Origin of the sequence: Nocardioides marinquilinus, assembly GCF_039543705.1 — a bacterium.
Lineage (GTDB): Bacteria > Actinomycetota > Actinomycetes > Propionibacteriales > Nocardioidaceae > Nocardioides > Nocardioides marinquilinus.
Map to the genome: position 1 here is coordinate 455,041 of NZ_BAABKG010000001.1, position 20,341 is coordinate 475,381.

At 76.8% G+C, this 20,341-nt stretch carries 12 protein-coding genes; 11 read left to right on the forward strand and 1 reads right to left on the reverse strand.

Features of this window, described 5'->3' with window-relative positions; translation table 11 throughout:
* Positions 1–2 precede the first annotated feature (2 nt).
* The 7 genes from ABEA04_RS02210 (at position 3) to ABEA04_RS02240 (ending at position 10,378) form a co-directional block, all read left to right on the forward strand.
* Complete coding sequence (locus tag ABEA04_RS02210) at positions 3–923, forward strand: glycosyltransferase family 4 protein (protein ID WP_345454087.1); 921 nt, start codon at positions 3–5, stop codon at positions 921–923.
* A complete protein-coding gene (locus ABEA04_RS02215) occupies positions 917–2,431 on the forward strand; it encodes a flippase (protein WP_345454089.1) in 1,515 nt (504 codons plus the stop codon). Before ABEA04_RS02210 ends, ABEA04_RS02215 begins: the two co-directional genes overlap by 7 nt.
* A complete protein-coding gene (locus tag ABEA04_RS02220; RefSeq protein WP_345454090.1) occupies positions 2,428–4,743 on the forward strand; it encodes a glycosyltransferase in 2,316 nt (771 codons plus the stop codon). Before ABEA04_RS02215 ends, ABEA04_RS02220 begins: the two co-directional genes overlap by 4 nt.
* The gene (locus ABEA04_RS02225; protein ID WP_345454092.1) at positions 4,740–5,534 is read left to right on the forward strand and encodes a polysaccharide deacetylase family protein; all 795 of its coding nucleotides are present in this window, start codon (positions 4,740–4,742) and stop codon (positions 5,532–5,534) included. Before ABEA04_RS02220 ends, ABEA04_RS02225 begins: the two co-directional genes overlap by 4 nt.
* Before the next feature lie 1,024 nt (positions 5,535–6,558).
* On the forward strand, positions 6,559–7,668 hold the full coding sequence (locus ABEA04_RS02230) for a beta-galactosidase (RefSeq protein ID WP_345454094.1): 1,110 nt from the start codon (positions 6,559–6,561) through the stop codon (positions 7,666–7,668).
* A gap of 135 nt (positions 7,669–7,803) precedes the next feature.
* Positions 7,804–9,246 (forward strand): YveK family protein, encoded by a 1,443-nt coding sequence (locus tag ABEA04_RS02235; protein ID WP_345454096.1) that lies wholly within the window; start codon positions 7,804–7,806, stop codon positions 9,244–9,246.
* Between the two features lie 7 nt (positions 9,247–9,253).
* Positions 9,254–10,378 (forward strand): glycosyltransferase, encoded by a 1,125-nt coding sequence (locus tag ABEA04_RS02240; RefSeq protein WP_345454098.1) that lies wholly within the window; start codon positions 9,254–9,256, stop codon positions 10,376–10,378.
* Here ABEA04_RS02240 and ABEA04_RS02245 read toward each other — a convergent pair.
* Positions 10,368–11,618 carry a cellulase family glycosylhydrolase gene (locus ABEA04_RS02245; protein ID WP_345454100.1) on the reverse strand — a complete coding sequence of 417 codons (1,251 nt, stop codon included), beginning with the start codon at positions 11,616–11,618 and terminating at the stop codon, positions 10,368–10,370. The two genes, ABEA04_RS02240 and ABEA04_RS02245, sit on opposite strands and share 11 nt — an antisense overlap.
* Before the next feature lie 437 nt (positions 11,619–12,055).
* Here ABEA04_RS02245 and ABEA04_RS02250 point away from each other — a divergent pair, with 437 nt between their 5' ends.
* The 4 genes from ABEA04_RS02250 (at position 12,056) to ABEA04_RS02265 (ending at position 19,956) form a co-directional block, all read left to right on the forward strand.
* Entirely contained in the window at positions 12,056–13,033 is a 978-nt protein-coding gene (locus ABEA04_RS02250; RefSeq protein WP_345454102.1) for a hypothetical protein, read from the forward strand.
* 588 nt (positions 13,034–13,621) lie between these two features.
* Entirely contained in the window at positions 13,622–18,334 is a 4,713-nt protein-coding gene (locus tag ABEA04_RS02255) for a S8 family serine peptidase (protein ID WP_345454104.1), read from the forward strand.
* A gap of 56 nt (positions 18,335–18,390) precedes the next feature.
* Positions 18,391–19,260: an SDR family oxidoreductase gene (locus ABEA04_RS02260; protein WP_345454106.1), complete on the forward strand. Its 870-nt coding sequence runs from the start codon at positions 18,391–18,393 to the stop codon at positions 19,258–19,260.
* Positions 19,261–19,269: 9 nt separating this feature from the next.
* The gene (locus tag ABEA04_RS02265; protein WP_345454107.1) at positions 19,270–19,956 is read left to right on the forward strand and encodes a TetR/AcrR family transcriptional regulator; all 687 of its coding nucleotides are present in this window, start codon (positions 19,270–19,272) and stop codon (positions 19,954–19,956) included.
* Positions 19,957–20,341: the final 385 nt, after the last annotated feature.

The window sequence follows — 20,341 nt, forward strand, 5'->3', positions numbered from 1 at the left end:
ACGTGCAGCACGACGCCGCCGGTGAGCTGCCCGACGGGGTCGAGCACGTCGCCTACCCGGTGGTCAGCGGCGTGCGCCGGGCCGCGGCCGGGCTGCGGCTGCGCGCCGTCCCCGGTGGTCTGGTGCACGGGCTGGACGTCGACCTGCCGCTGCACCACGACGCGCCGCGGGTGGCCACCATCCACGACCTGTCGGTCTTCGACGTGCCGTGGGCGCACGGGCGCCTGCGGGCCCGGGCCGAGCGGCAGCTGATCGGGCTCGCGCTGCGCCGGGCGGACGTCGTCCTCGCGGTGAGCGCGTTCACCGCCGACCGCGTGTGGGCGCGCTTCGGCCGCGACAGCGTCGTCACCCCGCTCGCGCCCGGCCGCGCGATGCGCCCCGCGGCGGCGGACGACGTCGAGCGCGTGCGCCGTGAGCACGGCCTCGACGAGCGCACCGTGGTGTGCGTCGGCACCGTCGAGCCCCGCAAGCGGGTCGACCTGCTGGCCGCCGCGTGCGAGCAGGCCGGGCTGCCCCTGGCGCTGGCCGGCAAGGTGGACGGCGACGCCGTCCCCGCCGGCGCGCGCCACCTCGGCTACGTGCCGGGCGACGACCTGCCGGCGCTCTACGCCGCGGCCGGCGCCGTGGCCTACGCCTCGTGCTACGAGGGCTTCGGCCTGCCGCCGGTCGAGGCGATGGCCTGCGGCGGCGCCGTCGTCGCCACCCGCGTCGGCGGGCTGCCCGAGGCCGTCGGCGACGGCGCCGTGCTCGTCGCGCCCGACGACGTCGACGCCCTCGCCGGCGCGCTGCGCGACGTCGTCCTCGACCGCGAGGCCAACGCCGCGCTGCGCGAGGCCGGCGTCGCCGCGGCCGCCGCGCTGTCGTGGACCGACACCGCCCGCACCACCCTCGACGCCTACCGCAGCCTCGGCGTCCGGTGCTGACCCCGCAGGGCGACCCGCCCGAGCCTGCCGAGGCCACCGACCCGCCCGAGCCGCCCGAGCGCGCCGAGCGCGGCCTGGTCGGCAACGCCGGCGCGCTGCTGGGCAGCCGCCTGGTCAAGGCCGTGCTGGGCTGGGGCGGCACCGTGCTGATCGCGCGCACCCTGTCGCTGGAGGACTTCGGCGTCTTCTCGCTCGTCTTCACCGTGCTCGGGCTGATGAGCATCGTCACCGAGTTCGGCATCGGCCGGCTGGCCGTGCGCGGCATGACCTCCGGGTCGGACGGCGCCCCGCCCGACCCGCGGTTCCCCGGCTCCTACCTGATGCTGCGCATCGTGCTGGGCGTGCTCGGCTACCTCGTCGCGGTCGGCGCGGTGGCGGTGGCCGGCTACTCCGCCGTGGTCGTGCAGGCGACGGCCGTGGCGGGCGTCGTCATCCTGCTGGCCACGCCGTCGAGCGCCATGGACGTCGTCTTCCAGTCGCGCATGCGCCTCGGCACCGTCGCCGCCGCCGAGACGACGGCCATCACCGGCCAGGTCGCGCTCACCGCCGCCATCGCGGCGGCCGGCGGCAGCCTGCTGTGGTTCACGCTGCCGGCCGTGCTCTACCAGGTGATCGTGCTGTGCTGGAAGGCCCAGGTGGCGCGGCGGCTGGTCTCGCTGCGGCCCCGCGTCGACCTGCCCGGCTGGCGCGCGATGCTGCGCGAGGCCATCCCGCTCTCGGTCGGCTCGGGCCTCGCGACGGCGTACGGCAAGGTCGACGCGCTGCTGCTGTCGAAGATCGTGGGCTTCGAGGCGGTCGGCATCTACGGCGTCTCCTACAAGTTCGTCGACCTCATGGAGTTCGCCGCGACGGCGGTGACCGTGCCGCTGCTGGCCCTGCTCGTGCGGCACCTGCCCGACGACCGGCCCGCCGCGCAGGAGGAGTTCCGCCGCGCAGGACTGCTGCTCGCCCTCTTCGCCGGGGCCGCCGTGGTCGGGCTGGTCGGCTTCGCCGAGCCGCTCACCCAGACCCTGTACGGCGCCGACTACGCCGCCGGTGCCGACACCACCCGCGTGCTGGCCGTGGCCCAGGTCTTCAACTTCGTCATCGTGCTGGTGGTCTGCGTGCTGATCGCCCTCGAGCGCAACCAGTCCTACCCGGTGATGATGCTGTTCGGGCTCGCGGTGAACCTCGGGCTGAACGCCTGGCTGATCCCGGCCTACGAGTACCTCGGGGCCGGCATCGCCACCCTCGTGAGCAACGCGCTCGTCGCGGGCCTGGCCTGGTGGCTGCTGCAGCGCATCGTGCCGATGCGCGTCGACGGGGTGCCGGGCTGCCTCGTGGCCGTCGCGGTCGGCCTGGGCGTGGCGTTCCTCGGCGACGCCTGGCTGCCGTGGCCGGTCGCCGCCGCGCTGGCCGGCCTGTCGTACGCCGCGGTCGTCGTCGCGCTCGGGCTGCCCGCCCGGGCCGGGCTGCCCTGGCCGCCGCCGCGCCCGCGTCGCCGCCGTCGCGCCGGGAGCCCGTCGTGAGCGCGGCACCGCGCCGCCCCGGGCTGCTGGCGGTGGCCGGCACCGGTCAGGTCTCGGGCGCCGAGCGGGTGCTGGTGCGGGCCGTCGAGGCCGCCCTCGCCGCGGGCTGGCGGGTCGTGTGCGCCGCGCCGCCCGGACCCCTGACCGAGCGGCTCGCCGAGGCCGGCGCCGAGGTGGTCGCGCTGCCCGAGCTCGGCCTGGCCGCCGGGTCGCGGCCGGTCGCGCTGGCGCGCACCCTCGCCCGCTGGGCCCGCGCCGCCCGGCGCCTCCGACGCGCCTCGCGGGGGCTGGACGTCGTCCTGCTCAACGCCTGGTCGGCGCTGCCGGCCGCGCGGCTGGCGTGGCCGCGCCGGCGTCCGCACCCCGCCCCGGCCGTGGCGTGGCTGGCCCACGACGTGCTAACCCGGCCCGACCGGGTGCAGGTCTTCGCGGCGTGCCGCGGCGTGCTGACCCGGGTGCTCGCCGTCTCGGAGGCGGTGGCGAGGCCGCTGCGGGGCGACCCGCCCGCGACCGTCGTGCACAACGGGGTGCCGTGGCCGGTCGAGCCGGCGCCCGATCCGCTGTCGGCCGACCCGGACGCACCGCGCGTCGTCGGCATCAACGCCCTGCTGAGCCCCTGGAAGGGCCACCGGGTGCTGCTCGAGGCCGCCGAGCACCTGCCCGACGACGTCGTCGTCGAGGTGATGGGCGGGCACCTCGCCAAGGACGGCGACTACGCGGCGTCGCTGCGCGCCATAGTCGAGGCGTCGCCGCGGCTGCGCGAGCGGGTGCGGCTGCTCGGCCACGTCGCCGACCCGCTGGCCCGCATGCGCACCTGGACCGTCGCCGTCAGCGCCAGCACCCAGCCCGAGGCGTGCCCGCTCAACGTGCTCGAGGCGATGAGCATCGGCGTCCCCGTGGTGGCCAGCGACCACGGCGGCTCGCCCGAGGTGCTGGCCGGCAGCGGCGTGCTCGTGCCCCCGGACGACGCCCCCGCGCTCGCCGCGGCGCTCACCGACCTGCTCGACGACCCCGCCCGCCGCGCCGAGCTCGCCCGCCGCGGCCGCGACCGGGTCGCCACCGCCCACCGGCTCGACCGCCAGACCGACCGGCTGCTCGCCGAGCTGGCCCGGCTCGCCGGCCTGCCCGACCCGCCCACCCCCACGAGCCCCCACGGGAGGCCGCCCATGCGCGTGCTGTTCGTCAACGAGAACATCGGCGGGCACACCACCGTGCACGCGCACCTGCGCACGGCGTTCGTCGGCCACCCGGAGGTGCAGGCGGAGTTCCTCGACGTCCCCGCGCCGTCGCTGGCGCGGCGCGTGCTCGGCGTCAGGGTGCCGGGCCTGGCGGGGCTGGACGCCGACCTGCAGCCGCTGCGGGCGCAGCTGGCCCTCAGCGCGTGGGTGCGCCGGCACCTTGTCGCGCGGCTCGACGGCATCGACGTCCTGCACGTCTACACCGGCAACGCCGGCCTGCGCTCGACGTCGGTGATCGCCTCGATGGCCTCGGTGGTCAGCACCGACGCCACCAACGAGACCAACGCCTACCGGCTGCCGTCGCGGCCCGCGACCCGGCTCACCCCGGCAACCGTGCGGCTCACCAAGCGCTGGGAGCGGCCGGTCTACGAGGCCGCGACCCTCGTGGCGCCGAGCACCCGCTGGGTGGCCGACTCGCTGCGGCAGCACTACGGCGTCCCCGACGACAAGGTGCGGGTGATGCCGTTCGGCATCGCGGCGCCCGAGTACGGCCCCGGCCCGGCCCCGGGCACCGGCGTGCCCGAGGACGGCCGGCTGCCGCAGCTGGTCTTCGTCGGCCGCAGCCTCGAGCGCAAGGGCGGGCTGCGGCTGCTGCGGCTGCACCAGGAGCACCTCGCCGACCTCTGCGAGCTGGTGCTCGTGACGCCCGAGGACCCGCCGGCCGGGCGCAACGTGCGCGTCGTCCGCGACGTCACCGTCGAGACCGGCGGCGTGTGGCCGCTGCTGCGCGAGGCCGCCGTCTTCGCGTTCCCGAGCGTCATCGACCAGGCGCCCAACGTGGTGATCGAGGCGCAGGCGGCCGGGCTGCCGGTGGTGGGCGTGCGCCAGGGCGCGATGGACGAGATGGTGCCGCCCGAGACCGGCGTGCTGGTCGAGGCGGACGACGACGCGGGGCTGGTCGCGGCGCTGCGGCGCCTCGTCGACGAGCCCGACCTGCGGGCCCGCATGGGCACGGCGGCCCGGCAGCGCTTCCTGCACACCTACGACATCCGGGTCACCGTGCCGGCGCTCGTCGCCGTGCTGCGCGAGGCCCACGACCGGCACCACGGGCCGGGGTCGGGTCGCAGGTCGTGAACGTGCTGGCCGTCGGCGGCCGGGTCGCCGCGGCGGCCGGGCGGCTCGTCATGCGCCGCTCGGGCCGGGGCGGCGGCGTCGTCCTCGGCTACCACGACGTCGTCGACGCGCCCGAGGCCGACCTCGAGCTGAGCGTCACCGTCGCGCAGCTGCGCACCCAGCTGCTGACCGTGCGGCGGGCGGGCTTCCGCATCGTGCCGCTCGCCGACCTGCTGGGCCGGCTGCTCGCCGGGGACGACGTCGACGGCCTCGCGGCGGTCAGCTTCGACGACGGGCTGGCCGGCGTCCCACGGCACGCTCTGCCGGTGCTGCACGAGCTCGAGGTGCCGGCCACGGTGTTCGCGGTGACGAGCTGCTGGGGCGGGGCGTCGTCGTGGTGGCCCGAGGCCGGACCCGTGATGACGCGCGCCGAGCTGGTCTCGCTGCACGAGGCGGGGCTGGCGATCGGGGCGCACACGCGCACGCACCGCTCGCTGCCGGGGCTGACCGACGACGAGCTGCGCGCCGAGCTGGCCGGCGGCCGCGACGACCTCGAGCAGCTCGTCGGCGCCCCGGTCGACCTGCTCGCCTACCCGTTCGGCCACCACGACCCGCGGGTGCGCGCCGCCACCCAGGACGCCGGCTTCGCCGCCGCCCACACCTTCCGCAACGGCCGCGTCGGCCCCGCCGACGACCGGTGGCGCCTCGCGCGGTTCACCATGACCCGCCGCCACACCCGCTCCCGCCTCGCCTACCACCTCGCCCGGACGGCGTCCTCCTGGCCGCCCCAGCCCGACCGCGCCCTCGACTGAAGCCGTCCACGGCGACGACGTTCGCGCGGGGGCCCTTCGACGAGCTCAGGGTCCGTGGGGTCGGGTTGGCGTTGACGGTGGGGGGTCTCGAGGCTCGGCCGTGGCCGGCCTCGCACCTCGACCACCGTGAGGTCGCACTCCGACGATGGTCGAGGTGCGAGGAGCCCTGGCGACGAGCCTCGAGCCCACCGGCCCGTCCTCGGTGACGTTCTCGCGGGGGGCCCTTCGACGAGGTCAGGGTCCGTGGGGTCGGGTTGGCGTTGACGGCGAGGGGTCTCGAGGCTCGGCCGTGGCCGGCCTCGCACCTCGACCATCGTGGAGGTCGCGCTCCGACGATGGTCGAGGTGCGAGGAGCCCTGGCGACGAGCCTCGAGACCACCGGCCCGTCCTCGGTGACGTTCGCGCGGGGGGCCCTTCGACGAGCTCAGGGTCCGTGGGATCGGGTTGGCGTTGTCGGCGAGGTGCGAGGAGCCCTGGCGACGAGCCTCGAGTCCACCGGCCCGTCCTTGGTGACGTTCGCGCGGGGGGCCCTTCGACGAGCTCAGGGTTCGTGGGGTCGGGTTGGCGTTGACGGCGAGGGGTCTCGAGGCTCGGCCGTGGCCGGCCTCGCACCTCGACCATCGTGGAGGTCGCGCTCCGACGATGGTCGAGGTGCGAGGAGCCCTGGCGACCAGCCTCGAGACCGCCGGCCCGTCCTCGGTGACGTTCGCGCGGGGCCCTTCGACGAGCTCAGGGTCCGTGGGGTCGGGGCGGCGTTGGCGGTGGGAGGTCTCGAGGCTCGGCCGTGGCCGGCCTCGCACCTCGACCATCGTGGAGGTCGCGCTCTTGACGATGGTCGAGGTGTGAGGAGCCCTGGCGACGAGCCTCGAGACCACCGGCCGGGGGGCCCTTCGACGAGCTCAGGGTCCGTGGGTCGGGTTCATCGACGGCGCCGTCCGGCCCTCCGACGCCGACGTCCGCACGGCGGGCCGGGGGCGTCGGCTGATCCGCGGACGGGGCTGGGTGGGGTCCGGCAGACTTCGGTGTGCCCTCCTCGCGCCCGCTCCCGCGCGGGGTGGCGGTGGTGCTGCTCGTGGCGTTACTGGCCGCTCCGCTGGTCGGGGGTGCGCTGTGGCAGGCGGGCCGCCGGGCCGCGCCGGCCGACGCACGCACGGGGGTCGGGTTCAGCCCGGGGTTCGAGCTGCTCTCCGAACCGGTGCCGGCGCTGCGGCGCGACCTGCGCGCCATGCGCGAGCTCGGCGCGCGACGCATCCGGGTCGACGTCAGCTGGGCGCAGGTCGAGCCGGTCGAGGGGCAGCGCGACTGGACGACGGTCGACCGCGTCGTCCGCGAGGCCCGCGCCGCGGGGCTCGAGGTGCTCGGGCTGCTGGTCTACGAGCCGTCGTGGGCCCGGCGCTTCGGCGACGCCGGCGCGCCGCTGCCCGTCGACCCCGACGCGTTCGCCGGGTTCGCCGCCGAGGCCGCGAGCCGCTACCGCGACGACGTCACGGCCTGGGAGGTGTGGAACGAGCCGAACACCGACCGGTTCTGGGGCGCCGCGCCCGACCCGGCCGCCTACGCCGCCGTCGTCCGGGCCACCTCGCCCGCGCTGCGGGCCGCCGCGCCCGAGGCCGAGGTCGTCGTCGGGGCGCTCGCGCCCGCGCGCAACCTGGGCAACGGCGCCACCATCCGTCCCGAGACCTTCGTGCGCGACTTCTATTCCGCCCTGGCCCCCGAGGAGCGCGCCCCGGGTGTGCTGTTCGACGCCCTGTCGGTGCACCCCTACTCGTTCCCGGTGCGGCCGACCGCCGGCGTCCCGTGGAACACCTTCGCTCGGCTGGAGTCGATCCGCGCGACGGCCGAGGAGGCCGGCGGCGGCGACGTCGAGATCTGGCTCACCGAGTACGGCGCCCCCACCGGGGCGTCGGACCGCGCGGTCGGCGAGTGGCGGCAGGCGCTGCTCGTGGTCGAGGGACTCCTCGCCGCGCGTCGGCTCGACTTCACCGGGCCGGTGTACCTCTACTCCTATCGTGACCCCCGTGCCGCACCCCAGGACTTCGAGGCCAACTTCGGCCTGGTCACCGACGCGGGACGCCGCAAGCCGGCCTACTGGGCGCTGCGCCTCGTCCTCGCGCCGTGGTGGTCGGGCCTGTGAGCCGCGGGCCGCTCGGCCTCACCCCTCGGGCGTGATGGCGGCGCGCCGTGCGGACCGGCAGACTGTCCGCCGCCCCCTCGTCGTCCGCACCGTCGGTCGTGCTCGGTGGGCCCCGGGCGAGGAGGGACGCTGACGATGGACGTCGCAGAGCAGGCGGCGGTGGTGTGGTCGCGGCGCTTCGTCGTGCTCCTGGTCGCCGTGATCGTCGCGGGCCTGGTCTTCGCCTGGCGCGGCGCCGGCGACGACCGCTACGAGGCCGAGGTCACCATGCAGGTGCGCCCGCCCCTCACCGAGAACAACGACCCGTCGCTGCAGGCGGTCTACTACGCCGACATCGTGGTCGGACTGGCCGGCAGCCGCGACGTCGTCGACAAGGCCGTCGAGCGCGCGCAGAGCGACGAGGACGCCGAGGACCTCACCCAGGAGATCGACGCCCGCGCCTCCGACCAGCCCGGCTTCGTCACCATCACCGCACCCGGCGACGACCCCGAGGAGGCCGCCGCCCTCGCCGACGAGCTGGCCGTCGCCGTCCGGGGCCGCGTGGTCTCCGACCAGGCCTCGGCGCAGGAGGCCGAGCGGGTGCCGCTCGACCGCGCCCTCAACGCCACCCTCGTCGAGCTGACCAACCCCGACCTCACCGAGGCCGCCCGCGCCGCGCTCGAGCGCGAGGAGGAGGAGATCGTCTCGTCCCTGCGCGGCCTGGCCGCGCGGCCCACCTGGAGCGCCTCCATCGTCGAGCGCGCCGACCTGCCCACCGACCCCGTCGCCCCGCAGCCGCTGCGCGACGCGATCCTGGCCTTCCTGGTCACCCTCATCGTGGTCGCCGAGGGCCTGGTGCTGTGGCGGGTGCTGCGTGGGTCGCTGTCGGTGCGTCGTCCCGAGGACGACGTGCGCGACGCCCTCGGCGGCGTCCCGGCCGTGCCGGTGGCCGCGGGCGCGGCGCCCGGGGCGCTCGCACCGCTGATCCCGGCGATCGCCGACGCGCGCCGGGTCACCGTCGTCCACGTGGGACGCAAGGACACCGCCACCACGGCGCGGCTGCTCGCCGGCCTGCTCGCCGCCCGCGACCGCGACCCGCTGCTCGCCGACGTCGTCGACGACCGGCCCTCGGTGCACCGCGAGCTGTCGATGTCGGTGACGCCCGGCCTCACCGAGGCGCTCGACCACCCCGGCCGCCTCGGCGAGCTGCTCGCCACCCTGCCGCGCGTCGCCGGCGCCGCGGTGCTGCCGGCCGGCGGCGCCGACGACCGGACGCCGGCCGAGCGGGCCGACGCGGTCTCGGCCGCGGCCGCCCACGACAGCGTGGTGCTGGCCGCCGCGCTGCGCCCCGGCGACGACCTGCTCTCGGTGCTCGGCGCGGCGCCGGAGGGCGTGGTGGTCGTCGAGGTCGAGCGCGACGCCGTCACCCGCGCCACCCTGCGCCGGGCCGCGGCCGAGTGGCGCGGCCTCGGCGTCGACGTCGTCGCCGCCACCGTGGTCACCACCCGCCGCTTCGGCGGGCTGCTGTCAGGCGGTGGTCGCCCGGCCCGCGCCGAGCGCACCGGCCGCGCGCCGGCCGCCTCGCTCGACTCGGCCTGAGCGGCCGGTGAGCACTCCCCGGGTCACCGTCGTCCACGAGCGCCTGACCGAGGTCGCGGGCTCCGAGCGCGTCGTCGAGCAGGTCGTCGCCGCCCTGCCCGGCTCGCGCGTGGTCGTGCCGATCGCCGACCCCGCCGCCCGCCCGGCCGGCCTCGAGGGCGTCGAGGTCAGTACCGGCCCGCTGCAGCGGCTCTACCGCGGCGGCGGCCGCTACGCGCACCTGCTGCCGCTGCTGCCTTTGGCGATGCGGCACGCCGACCTCGGCCGGCCCGACGCCGTCGTCGCCTCGCACCACGCGTTCGCGCTGCGGGTGCGGCCCCCGGACGGCGTGCCGATGGTGGGCTACGTGCACTCGCCGGCCCGCTGGATATGGGACCCCGCCATGCTGGCCGGCGAGGTCGGCGGCCGCGTCGGCGAGACCGGGCTGCGGGCCTTCGCCGCCACCCAGCGGCGGGCCGACCGCCGCGCCGCCCAGCGCCCCGAGCTGCTGCTCGCCAACTCCTCCACCGTCGCCGACCGCATCCGGCGCTGGTGGCACCGCGACGCCGAGGTGCTGCACCCCCCGGTGCGCACCGACCTGTTCACCACCGACCCCGCGACGTCCCGCGAGGACTTCTTCCTCATGGCCGGCCGGCTGGTGCCCTACAAGCGGCCCGAGGCGGCGGTGCGCGCGGCCCGGCTGGCCGGCGTCCGGCTGGTGGTGGCGGGCGACGGCCGGGCCATGGCCGCCTGCCGCGCCGAGGCGGGACCCGGCACCGAGCTCGTCGGCCGGGTCGACGACGCCACCATGATCGACCTGATGCGGCGCGCCCGCGCGCTCGTCTTCCCCGGCGTCGAGGACTTCGGCATCGTGCCGGTCGAGGCCATGGCGTGCGGCACGCCCGTCGTGGCGCAGGCCGCCGGCGGCGCGCTCGACTCGGTGGTCGAGGGCGTCAGCGGCACGCTGGTCGAGAGCGGGGACGACGGCGGCGGCCTCGCCGAGGCGCTGGCCGCCGCGCTGGGCGACTTCGACGACACGCGCTACGACGCCGCCGCGGTGCGCCGCCACGCCGAGGGGTTCGGCGAGCAGCGCTTCCGCGACGGCGTCCGGTCGGCCGTCGAGCGGGTGCTCGGCGGTTCGATCAGCGGTTGAGCATCCGGCGCAGCATCCGGTAGCTCGACTTGGCGGTGCCGTCGTGCTGCACGATGCCGAAGTTCGACTCGGGGTCGTTCAGCGCGTCGTCCACGTCGCGGTAGGAGTAGAGGAAGATCGGGCCGACCCCCTCCATCTGCCGCGCGGCCTTGATGGCCCGCACCAGCATCTGCGCCTGCACCTCGGGGGCGACCGAGCGGTCGGACAGACCGGTCGGGGCGCCGTACTCGGTGAGCCACACCTTCACGTCGTCGTGGCCGGCGCGCACCGCCACGTCGCGGATCTGCGGGATCCGGAAGAAGGTGTTCCAGGCCTCGGCACCGTCGGGCATCGCCGGGTAGGAGTAGGGGTGCACCGAGATCGCGTCGAAGACGTCGTGGTCGGGGATGGCGGCGTAGAAGCGGCGCAGGAACGTCTCGGGCGAGAGCTCGGTGCCGGTGTCGGTGGCCGGGGCGAGCGCACCGGTGACGATCTTGGCGCGCGGGTCGTTGCTGCGGATGACGGGCGCGGCCGTGGCCACGACCTTGGCGTAGGCCTCGGGGTTGGGTCCGCCGCGCCAGAACCGCGACAGGTTCGGCTCGTTCCAGATCTCCCAGGCGGAGACGGTGTCGGCGTAGCGGCGGGTGGCGGCGTCGACCCAGCTGGACCACGCCGCGGCGTCGACGTTGGGGCTGCCGGTGGCCCAGTCGGGCTCGTAGCCGATGATCGCCAGCACCCGCAGGCCGGCGCGGCGGGCCTCGTTGATGACGCGGTCGGTCTTGTACCAGTCGTAGGTGCCCCGCGAGGGCTCGGTGATGGCCCAGCTGAGGTCGAGGCGCAGGCGGCGGGCGCCGAGGCGGTACATCGCCCGCAGGTCGCTCCGCAGCTCGTCGGTGGGCTGGTAGATGATCGAGAAGCCGGGGCTGAAGCCGACGTCGCCCGAGCCGCCACCGGTGCGGCGCTTGTCCGGGCCGGGCAGCGGCATCGCCGCGTTGCGGCCCTGCACCTTGCGGCGGGCCCGCTGGGCGGGCACGTCGCCGACGGCCGAGGCCGGGGTGAGCGAGGCGGACACGGCGTCCACGGTTGCGGACGGCGTGACCGCGCCGGCGGTGGGGGTGGCCGACGCGGTGCCGACCAGCGTCGCGAACGCGGTGGCGGCGACGGTGAGGGCGACGGTGCGGCGGATGCGGCGGGCCCGGCGGGGGAGCCGGGGCAGCTGCGGGTCGGTGTTCAGGGGTCGCTGAGGACGCAGAGCAGGCATGACGCGATGCCTCCGTGGGGGGAGTGGGGGGAGTGGGGGGAGTGGGGGGAGTGGGGGGAGCCGCGGGTGGGGGTGCGCGGGTGGGTGGTGGGGGGTGGACCGCTGGGTAGGCGGTGATGCTGGGTGCATCGGCCGCGCGTCGCGGCGACTTGAGGCTACGCCTGCACTCGATCGGGCAACAGGGCTCGCGCCCGAGCCCGGGTGTGCTCGGGTCGGGGTGGCGGTGGGTGGGTTACCGGTTCGGGCGGTGGAACGGTGACTAGGTCACCGCTGGTCGGGGTCGGGTCGGGGCGGCGGTGGGTGGGTTACCGATTCGGGCGGTGGAACGGTCACCAGGTCACCGCTGGGCGGGGCTGGGTCGGGCCCGGCCGCACGTCGGGCGCGGGTGCGGACGCCGTCCGTGCGGTCGGGCGGCGCCGTCTGCCTAGGCTCGCGGCGTGGACGGATCGGGTGCGTTCGACGTGGTGGGTCTCGACGAGCGGGCCGAGGCGATCTACCGGCTCGTGCTCGCCGAGGGCACGGTCACCCCGGACGCCGTGGCCACCGCCCTGCCGGTGGCCGCCGACGAGGCGCAGCCCGAGCTCGAGCGGTTGCGCGAGGCCGGGCTGATCAACCGGGTCTCGGGCCGCGACCACTACAGCGCCGTCGACCCGCGGGTCGCGCTGCGGGCGCTCACCGAGCGCACCGCCGACCGGCTCGACCGGGTGCGCGCCGACATCCCCGCCCTCGCACTGCTCTTCGAGCGGCTGGCGGCCGAGTCGGGCGCCGACCCCGAGGTGCGCGTCGTCGACGAGCCGAGCCTGATCGGCATGTGGTACGTGCGCCTGGAGCACGAGGTAGCCTCGGAGTTCCTCACCTTCGACCGCCCGCCGTACGTGCTGGCCGAGGAGAACCCGGTCGAGCCGCTGGTGCTGGCGCGCGGCGTCGACTGGCGCGTGGTCTACGCGGCCGAGGGTCTCGAGCGGCCCGGTGCGTGGGGCGAGCTGCGGCACGCGGTCAGCGTGGGCGAGCGGGCGCGCATCGCGCCGTCCCTGCCCACGAAGCTGGCCATCGCCGACCGCCGCAAGGCCATCGTGGCCACCTCGCTCGACCTCGACCGTCCGGTGGCGCTGGTGACCGAGGCGCCCCCGCTGGTCGACCTGCTCGTCGAGCTGTTCGAGAGCACCTGGGAGCGCTCGGTCGAGGTGCCGGCGGTCGACGACCTCGCCGCCGCGCCCCGGGCCGGCGGACCCGGTGCCGACGACCTCGCGCTGCTGGCCATGCTCGACGTCGGCGCCAAGGACGACGTCATCGCCCGCGAGCTCGGGATGTCGCCGCGCACCCTGCGCCGCCGCACCGCCGACCTCCTCGACCGCCTCGGCGCCGCCAACCGCTTCCAGGCCGGCGCCCAGGCCGTGCGTCGCGGCTGGATCTAGCCGGGGGGTCTCGACGACGCTCGACCACCGGAGGCCAGCCCGGGACGTCGATGCGAACCCGGCCGCACGGACCCTGAGCTTGTCGAAGGGCACCCCGCGGGAACGTGGGCGTGAGAGACCGAGGGTCTCGACGACGCTCGCCGAGGGCTCGCTGCTCGACCACCGGAGGCCACCCCCCACGATGGTCGAGGTGCGAGGCCGGCCACGGCCGAGCCTCGAGACCCCGCTGGGTCGCGCGTACGTTCGCGTGCACGGCCGGAGGTCTCGTGGCTCGTCGCCAGGGCTCCTCGCACCTCGACCAACGTCGGGGTGCAGCCCTCGAGGAGCGCAGGGTCCGTGAGCGGTCCGGGGGGTCTCGACGACGCTCGCCGAGGGCTCGCTGCTCGACCACCGGAGGCCGCTTCGGCGGTCGGTGGACGCGGCGCCGGACGCCGCTGCGTGACGCGCGGGTTTCCCCGCGCGGCCACTTCCGGCCAGTGGCCCGACCTGGCCACCGAGGCGGTTGTGCGGGGCGGGGGCGGCGCTCAGGGTGTGACCGGCGCCGTCTCAGGCACCGTCTCGGCACCACCGGTCTGGAAAGGCTCCTCGATGTCCACCCTGCTCCCGCGCCGTCCCGTCACCCGAGCGGCAGCGGTGCTGCTGGCGGCGACGACGGCGCTGGCCACCGTCCCCGCCCACGCCGCACCGGCCGACGCCTTCTGGTCGCCGGCCGGCGCGTCCTGGTCGGCCGCCGCTCCCGCCGGCGACCCGGTGCGCGTCGTCGTCGAGGTGGAGGGCCCGACCGCGACGGCGCTGGTCGGCCCCGCGCGCGTCGCCAGGGCGCAGCGGGACGGCGTCCCCGCGGCGTTCCGCCAGGCCTACGGCGCGGCGCAGGCGCGGGTCGAGCGCGGCCAGGCCACCGTGCTCGACCGGGCCCGCCGCGCCGGCGTCGAGGTGCGGGACGCCGACGCCGTCACCGGCGTCCTCAACGCGGTCGTGGCCACCGTCGACCGCAGCGACCTCGACGCGCTGCGCCGCACGCCCGGCGTCGTCCGCGTCACCGAGAGCACCCGGGCCACCGCGCTCGACGCCGAGAGCGTCACCGCCACCGGCGCCCCGCGCGTGTGGGGCCGCACCGCCCCGGGCGGCGCGAAGGTGCGCGGTGAGGGCGTGACCGTCGCGGTGGTCGACACCGGCGTCGACTACGACCTGCCCGACCTCGGCGGCGGCCTGGGCGAGGGCTTCCGCGTCGTCGGCGGCTACGACTTCGTCAACGACGACGCCGACCCGATGGACGACAACGGTCACGGCACGCACGTCGCCGGCATCGTCGGCGGCGCGGGCACCCGCAACGTGCAGGGCATGGCGCCCGAGGTCGACCTCACCGCCTGGAAGGTGCTCGGCGAGGCCGGCGACGGCGACATGACCGACGTGCTGCTCGGCTTCGAGGCCGCCGTCGACCCGCTCGGCGCGCACCCCGCCGACGTCGTCAATCTCAGCCTCGGCACCGTCGGCGACGGCACCGACCCGCTCAGCCGCGCCGCCACGGCCGCGGTGCGCCGCGGCGTCGTGGTGGTGGCCGCCGCCGGCAACGCCGGCCCCTTCGACCAGACCATCGGCGCCCCCGCCGCCGCCCCCGGCGTGCTCGCCGTCGGCGCCGGCGTGGTCGGCGTCGACCTGCCGACGATGTCGCTGACGACCCCGGCCGGCACGCGCGACCTCACCGTCACCCGCTTCCCGATCTCGGCCAACCCGCCCGCCGCCGGGCTCACCGCCGGCCTCGTCGAGGTCGGCGACGGCTTCGAGCAGGCCTACGAGGACGCCGGCGACGTGCGCGGCAAGATCGTCGTCGTCCAGAGCTACGTCGTCGGCAGCCTCGGCGAGGTGCAGGGCGGTCACGTGCTGCAGGCCGAGCTGGCCGAGCAGCACGGCGCCGTCGGCATGCTGCTCTACTCGCCCTCGCCCACCGACCCGGTCGAGGACGGCCCCTTCCGCGCCGAGGAGTCCCTCCCGGACGGCGTCCCCGGCGCCGCCACCCCGGCCGAGGTCGGCGTGCTCGACGAGGGCGGGTTCGACCTGCGGCGCGAGCGCCTGGTGATGATGTCGACCACCTCGGCGCAGTACCAGACCTTCCGCGACCAGGTGCTCGCCGGGACGGCGCGCGCCACCGTCGGCTCGGTCGACGCGACCGACCGCCTCGCCGACTTCAGCTCGCGCGGGCCCAGCGACGCGATGACCCTCAAGCCCGAGATCGTCGCGCCCGGCTTCGAGATCATGTCGACCCTGCCGTCCTCGTTCGGCGTCGAGGGCGACCGCTACCGCATGTCGGGCACCTCGATGGCCGCCCCGCACGTGGCGGGCGCCGCGGCGCTGCTCGCCCAGGCGCGGCCCGGCGTCCCGGCGTCCCGGCTGCGGGCGCTGCTGATCGGCAGCGCCCGGCCGCTGGCCTCGAGCGACCGCGGTGCGTCGCCGTCCGGCCAGGGCGCCGGCACCCTCGACGTCGCGGCCGCCATCGGCCAGCACCTCACCGCCTCGCCCGACGCCGTCTCGTTCGGCCTGGCCGACATGGGCGGCTCCGGCGCCCGCGCCGAGCAGGTCGTGCTGAGCAACGACGGCGCCCGCGCCGTCACCGTCGACCTCACCGCGCGGCCCTCGGCCGCGAGCACCGGCACCGCCACGCTGAGCACGAAGCGGGTCACCGTGCCCGCCGGCGGCCAGGCCGCGGTGTCGCTGCGCGTCGTCCCCCGCCTCGGCACCACGGACGGCGAGACCTCCGGCGTCGTCGTCGGCCGCGCCTCCGACGGCACCCGGGTGCGCGTGCCCTACGCCGCCTACGTGCGGCCGCTCGCCGTGCAGGCCACGCCCGACCCGGCCGTCGGCAGCTCGCAGGTCTTCGTGCACAGCGGCTCGGCGCTGCTGCCGGAGTCCGCGGTGACGGTCACCGCCACCGCGCCGTCCGGACGCCGCCAGACCGTCGGGCTCGCCGAGGACGCCGTGGACGCCGGCTGGTACCGCGGCCGGGTGCGCCTCGCCGAGACCGGCACCTACACCCTCGTGGCCCGGGCCCGCGTGGCCGGCCGCACCATCACGGGAACCTCGACGATCCGCTCGGTGGGGGCGAGGCAGCCCGGCGCCTGGCAGCAGGTCGGGCTCACCGGCGAGGCCGCCTGGCTCGCCGTCTCGCCCGGCGCGAGCGGCACCGCGATGGGGGTCAGCACCGACAGCGCCTACCCGCTCGTCACCACCGACCGCGGCCGCACCTGGCGGCGCGTCGGCAGCCTGCCCGTCGCCGCCGGCCAGGCCACCCCGGTGGCCGACCCGCGTCGTCCGGGAGCGTTCTACCTCGGCCTGAACGGCCGCTCCGGCAACGCCGTCCTCGACGCCAGCTACGCCGGCCGGGTGCTGCACACCGCCGACGCCGGCCGCACCTGGACCGTGCTGCCGATGCGCGACGTCGGCATCCACGCCCTGCTCGCCGACGGCGCCCACCTGGTCGCCGTGGTGAGCGACGGCCTCGAGCTCAGCGACGACGGCGGCCGCACCTGGCGCACCGTCGAGCACCCGTGGGAGGGCTCGATCGTCGACGCCGCCGTCAGCGGCGACGACCTGCTCGTGCACGACACGTTCTCGGTGTGGCGGCTGGCCGACGCGCTCGCGGGCGGCACGGGCGACCTCGAGCGGGTGCTCGAGCCCGACGGCTCGCTCGTCTACGGCCTGGCCGCCGACGACGACGCCGCGATCGCGGTCCTCTCCGACGAGTCGATGACGCGCTCCACCGACGGCGGCCGCACCTGGACGCCGATCGGGTCGAGCGGCCAGAGCTACGTGACCGACGTCCAGCTGGTCGACGGCACCCTGTTCCTGTCGGGGCTGTCGAGCTACACCACCAGCGACGACCACGGCGACACGCTGGTCGAGCACGACTTCCCGACCTACGGCCCGCTGGTCACCGACGTCGACCGCTGGCCCGGCGCCGGACCCGACTCGGCGCTGCTGTCGATGGAGAACGCCGGCGTCTACGAGACCGACGGCGACGGGTGGACCAAGGTAGGCCTCAGCGCCACCACCGTCTCCTCGGTCGACGTCGGCACCGGCCCGAACGGCCGCCCGGTGCTGCGGGTCACCGACCAGGAGGGCCTGCACGAGCGCAGCCTCGGCGCGCTCGACCCGCAGCGGCAGGACTGGGGCTCGACCGGCAACGAGGGCTACATCGGGGTCGGGCTGAGCGACGCCGTGCAGTCGCCGCTGGGCGCGAAGGACCTGTGGGCCATCGGCGCCACCGGCACCGGCGCCGCGAAGATCATGGTCGGGCCGGTCGGCGGCACCCAGCAGCGCGTCGGGCCGCGCGGCTCGTTCGGCGCCACCGCGCTCGGGGTCTCGCCGCACGCCGAGCGCACCGTGGTCGTCGGCTACAGCTCGCTCGTCGGCACCGGCTGGATGGTCTCGCGCAACGGCTTCGACACCTGGACGTCGTACGACACCGGCCAGTACGTCCACGAGGCGCTCTTCGACCCGACCCGGCCCCGCCGGCTGTGGCTGGCCACCGAGTCGGGGCTGCTGCGCAGCGACGACCTGGGCGCGACCACCACCCGCCTCACCTCGGCGCCCGCGCTCACCGTGCACGTCGACGCCGCCCGGCCCGACCGGGTCGTGGTGGGCGAGCGCGGGGCGGTGCGGGTCAGCGCCGACGCCGGCCGCACCTTCCGGGCGGCCCGGCTGCCCGACGGCTCGGCCGCGATCGGCGCGATCGCGCGGGTCGTGGTGCCCGAGGGGCGCTTCCGCGGCACCGAGCTGCTGGTCGCCGGCGCCGAGCAGTGGCGCAACCGCGGCCTCACCATCAACGGCGGCGGCGCGTTCGTCTCGCTCGACGGCGGCCGCTCGTGGACGCCGGCCAGCGACGGTCTGACCGCGATGTCGGTGCGCGCGCTCGACGTCAGCCCCGACCGCCGGTGGGTCTACGCCGGCACCGACGACGGCGGCGTCCACCGCACCCGGACGACGGCGCTCGTGCCGCCGTCCGCGGTGCGGGCGACCACCACGCGGGTGACCGCCCCGGCCCGCGCGCTGGTCGGCGGGCGGCCCACCGTGACCGTGCGGGTCGGCTCCGGCTCGGGGGTGCCGGCCGGCACGGTCACGGTGGTGCTGCAGCGCCCCGGCGGCGGCGCGACGACGACCCGACGCGTCGCGCTGCGCCGGGGCACCGCGACCTGGCGGCTGCCGCGGCTCACGCGGGTCGGTCGCCACACGGTGAGCGCGAGCTACCGCGCCGCCGGCGCCTGGGCCGGCTCGAGCGACCGCACGGTGGTGCAGGTGCGGCGCTAGCCTCCGCGTGTTAACGTCGATAACACCATTGCGTTATCGACGTTAGGACGCCTGCCATGATCATCGTCACCGGAGCCACCGGCCACCTCGGCCGCGGCATCGTCGACCACCTGCTGACCCGCGTCGGCCCCGACGAGGTCGGCGTCAGCGTGCGCGACCCCGACCGGGCCGCCGACCTCGCCGAGCGGGGGGTGCGGGTGCGGCGGGGCGACTTCGGCGAACCGGGCTCGCTGCCCCACGCGATCGAGGGGGCCCGGCTGCTGCTCGTGGTCTCGTCGAACGCCGCGGCCTACGGCGGCGACCCGCTCGCGCAGCACCGCGCCGTGATCGGCGCCGCCGTCGACGCCGGCGTCGAGCGGGTCGTCTACACCAGCCACCAGGGTGCCGGCGCGGAGTCGGCGTTCCCGCCGTGCCGCGACCACGCCGCCACCGAGACGATGCTGGCCGAGTCGGGCCTGGCCTGGACGGCGCTGCGGCACGGCTTCTACGCGAGCACCGCTCTCGGCGTGCTGGGCGACCCGGTGCCCGAGGTGGTCACCACCCCCGCCAGTGGTCCGGTGGCGTGGACGACGACCGACGACCTCGCCGTCGGCGACGCCGAGGTGCTGCTGCGCCTGCGCGACGACGAGCCGGGCTGGGACGGCCCCACCGCCCCGCTCACCGCCGCCGAGGCGCTCAGCCCCACCGACCTGGCGCGGCTCGCCTCGCAGGTGCTCGGCCGCGAGGTGCGGCACGAGGTCGAGGACGACGACGAGGCGCTCGCCCGGCTGACCTCGCGGGGGCTGCCGCCGGGCGCGGCCGCCATGGTCGTGGCCATCCACCAGGCCGCCCGCGCCGGCGACCTCGCGGCCACCGACCCGACCCTCGAGCGGCTGCTCGGCCGGCCGCCGACGTCGGTGCGCGACCTGCTGGTCGCCGCTGGCTAGGGTCGTGCCGTGGCCAGGGACGACGTGCGGCAGCGCATCGTCGAGGCCGCCGCGGGGCTCGCCGGCCAGGGCGGCAGCGAGGCCCTCACGACCCGTGCGGTGGCCGGCGCGGCCGGCGTCCAGGCCCCGACGATCTACCGGATCTTCGGCGACAAGGACGGCCTGGTCGACGCCGTCGTCGAGCACCTCTACGCCGACTTCGTCGCCTCGAAGCAGGCGGGCGACGTCGACACCGACCCGGTCGCCGACCTCGGCGCCGGGTGGGACCTCGCCGTCCAGTTCGGGCTGCAGCACCCCGCGCTGCACGCGATGACGCACGAGCGCGGGGCCGGCTCGCCGGCGCTGCAGGAGGGGCTGGCGGTGCTGCGCGGCAAGGTGGCGCGCGTCGCGGCGGCCGGCCGGCTCGCCGTCCCCGAGCAGGTCGCGGTGGCCGTGCTGCGTGCCACCGGCGACGCCGCGGTGCGCACCTGGCTGGCGCTGCCCGACGACGCGCGCGACCCCGCCGTGCTCGGCGCCCTGCGCGACGCCGCGCTGACGACGGTCACCACGACGCACGCCGCCGTCGACGAGCCGGGGCTGGCCGCGGCCGCCCGCACCCTCCGCGCCCGCCTCGACGCCTCCGACGACCCCGGCCTCACCGACCCCGAGCTCGCCCTCCTCCACCAGTGGCTCCACCGCCTCGCCGCCGGTGGTTGAGCAGCGAGGAACGAGCGTCGTCGAAACCAGCGGCCCTTCACGCGAACGTTCGCGTGGGGTTGCCCTTCGACAGGCTCAGGGTCCGTGGGGCCGGGTCGGCGTCGACCTTCCGGGGTCTCGAGGCTCGGCCGTGGCCGGCCTCGCACCTCGACCACCGTGAGGGGCCGCCGCCGACGATGGTCGAGGTGCGAGGAGCCCTGGCGACGAGCCTCGAGACCGCCGGCCCTTCACGCGAACCTCCGCGAACGGCGTCCCTTCGACAGGCTCAGGGTCCGTGGGGCCGGGTCGGCGTCGACCTTCCAAGGTCTCGAGGCTCGGCCGTGGCCGGCCTCGCACCTCGACCACCGTGAGGGGCCGCCGCCGACGATGGTCGAGGTGCGAGGAG